The organism is Streptomyces sp. NPDC055078, from assembly GCF_053607985.1.
The window spans coordinates 1-2692 of record NZ_JBSGUP010000891.1; the positions used below are offsets into that span (position 1 = coordinate 1).

Genomic DNA, 2692 nt, shown 5'->3' on the forward strand with positions numbered 1-2692 from the left:
GCCCGCGCCCCTCGCGTGGGCTGTCGCGCACGCCCTGCGGGCGTGTCCTCAAACGCCGGACGGGCTGATTCTGCGTACCCGGGTTCGTAGGGTTGGCTAGCCAATCCAGCTCCGCCTGGGGGTAGCACCCAGGCGAAGCACCGGGGGCCCAACGGGCTGAATGTGCGCACCCGGGCCCGCAATGGGCGGCCCCGCCGGGAGGCGAATGTGCGCACCCGGGCCCGCAGTGGGCGGCCCCGCCGGGAGGGCGAAGCGTAGGCTACGGCGGCGTCCCGTCGCGGAGGAGGCCGCGGCCGAACTCGATCATCTTCTTCGCGTAGTCCTCGGTCCAGCCGGCCCGCTCGGCGATCGCCCCCGGGGTCAGCCGGTCGAACCGCCGGGGATCCGCGAGCTGGGCCGCGGCGAGGGCCTGGAACTCCACGGCGCGGTCGGCGGCGGCCCGGAAGGCGAGGGTCAGCTCGGTGGCGCGGGCCAGCAGCTCGCGCGGGTCCTCCATCGACTCCAGATCGAAGAAGTGCTCCGGATCGGCGACGGACTCGGAGGGCTCGAACAGCAGGGGCGCGGGCCGCGTCTTCCGCGCACGCTGATGGGACTCCGCCATGGATCGTCTCCTCCTCGCACAGGCATACCGGGCGACCCGGACCGCCTCCATTCTCCAGCCCTTCGCAAGAGGGCGAACGGCCCGGGACGCGGCCCCCGGCGCCAGGGCGGTCAGCCCTCCAGGTGGGACGTGTCGTTCCACTGGTCCAGCGCGGGAGCGCCGTACGCCCATCCGAGCACCGACAGCGACGTCGGGTCCAGGCTCAGCCGCGCCGCGAACGACGGGTCGAGCCCCAGCCACCGGGACGCCAGCACCCGCAGTATGTGCCCGTGGGCGAAGACCAGGACGTCCCGGTCCGCCGAGCGGGCCCACTCGACGACCTCGTCCGCCCGAGCGGCCACCTGGGACAGGGCCTCCCCGTCCCGTACCCCGTCGTGCCAGATCACCCAGTCCTCCTGGCCGGCCGCCCGGATCTGCGCGGTGGTCAGGCCCTCGGCCGCGCCGTAGTCCCACTCCATCAGCGCGTCCCACGGCTCCGCGCGGTTGCCGAACCCGGCCAGACCGCAGGTCTCCGACGCCCGCACCAGCGGACTGGTCCGCACCTCCACGCCCTCCAGGCCCGACCACGGGGACCGCCGCAGCCGCTCACCCAGCAGCTTCGCCCCGCGCCTGCCCTCCTCCAGCAGGGGAATGTCCGTCCGGCCGGTGTGCCTGCCGAGCAGGGACCATTCGGTCTGGCCGTGCCGGACAAGCAGGATGCGCGGTGCCATGTCGCTGTTCTCCTGAAGATCATGAACGATGGAACGGCCTTCCATCATCACCCACTGGTCATCGGGACGACCCGTTCGCGCAACCTCGGGGCCGGTCCAGGCGTCCCTCCCAGGGTCGGGACCCACCGACAGAGCGCCGCCCCTTACACCGTACGGTTGACTGGTGGCCGACGACCGCCGGAACACCGGGCCACGGGATGGCCGAAGGGGGAGAAACGCTCGATGTCCCAGCCCGCGCCCAGCCGCCGGCCCCGTTGGTGGACCGAGCTGATCCTGCTCGTCGTGGTCTATGTCGCCTACTCGGCCGGGCGGATGCTCGCCCGGGGCGATGTGAACACCGCCGTCGAGCACGGACTGGCGATACTCCGGGCCGAGAAGGCCCTCTTCCTGAACGCGGAGACCCCCCTCAACCGGCTCTTCACCGACGTCCCGGCCATCGGCATCCCCGCCGACTTCCTCTACGCCACCCTGCACTACGTCGTCACCCCCGCCATCCTCGTCTGGCTCTTCCGCCGCCGCCCCGCGCGCTACCGCGCCGCCCGCACCTGGCTGATGCTCTCGACCCTCCTCGGCCTCGTCGGCTTCACCCTGATGCCGACCTGCCCCCCGAGGCTGCTGGACGCCGCCCACGGTTTCGTCGACACCATGGCCCAGTACAGCTCGTACGGCTGGTGGGGCACCGAGGCGAGCGCCCCGCGCGGCATGGGCGGTATGACCAATCAGTACGCGGCGATGCCGAGCCTTCACGTCGGCTGGGCGCTGTGGTGCGGAGTGCTGCTGTGGCGCCACGGCCGTACGCCCCTGATGAAGACGCTCGCCGTCGCCTACCCCCTCCTCACCGTCGTCGTGGTGATGGGCACCGCCAACCACTACTTCCTCGACGCCGTCGCCGGAGCCGCCGTGATGGGCGTCGGCGCCCTGCTCACCAGGCCCGCGATGCGCCTCGCGGACCGGGTGCGCGGCCGGTTCGCCACCGTCCCGGCCGCCACGGCGTCCCCGATTGTCGGTGCCGGATGCCAGACTGCGGCGGGTGAGCGATTCCCTGCACAGCGCACCCCGTCCGAGGGACAGCGCACCCCCGCCGATGCCGCCGACGACAGCACTCCGGCAGCGGCTCGCTGAGCTGCGCGGCCCCGCCGCCCGGCCCCGTCCGCTGGACGCCCGCGCGCTGGCCGCCCTCGCGGCCAACCCCGGGTGCAGACGGCGCGCGCTGCTCGACGGCGCCGGGGTGGACAAGGCGGGGCTCGCCGCGGCGCTCGGGTCGCCCGGCGCGTTCGGGCAGTCGCAGTTCGCCTTTATGCGGGGCAATGCCTTCGAGGCCCGGGTCAAGTCCGACGGCGGCGCCGAGCTGATGCGGCTGCTCGGGGTGGAGGGCCAGGGG

The 2692-nt window shown here is 73.3% G+C and carries 3 protein-coding genes and 1 pseudogene; 2 read left to right on the top strand and 2 right to left on the bottom strand.

Features of this window, described 5'->3' with window-relative positions; genetic code table 11:
* Positions 1–259 precede the first annotated feature (259 nt).
* Positions 260–601 carry a hypothetical protein gene (locus ACWF94_RS38220; protein ID WP_453499522.1) on the bottom strand — a complete coding sequence of 114 codons (342 nt, stop codon included), beginning with the start codon at positions 599–601 and terminating at the stop codon, positions 260–262.
* A gap of 110 nt (positions 602–711) precedes the next feature.
* A complete protein-coding gene (locus ACWF94_RS38225; RefSeq protein ID WP_453499524.1) occupies positions 712–1311 on the bottom strand; it encodes a histidine phosphatase family protein in 600 nt (199 codons plus the stop codon).
* Positions 1312–1533: 222 nt separating this feature from the next.
* On the opposite strand from ACWF94_RS38225, the gene ACWF94_RS38230 reads away from it, so the two are divergent.
* Positions 1534–2433 carry a phosphatase PAP2 family protein gene (locus ACWF94_RS38230; RefSeq protein ID WP_453499526.1) on the top strand — a complete coding sequence of 300 codons (900 nt, stop codon included), beginning with the start codon at positions 1534–1536 and terminating at the stop codon, positions 2431–2433.
* Positions 2396–2692 (top strand): annotated as a pseudogene (locus tag ACWF94_RS38235) (hypothetical protein); the annotation flags it as partial. The gene ACWF94_RS38230 and the pseudogene ACWF94_RS38235, both read left to right, overlap by 38 nt.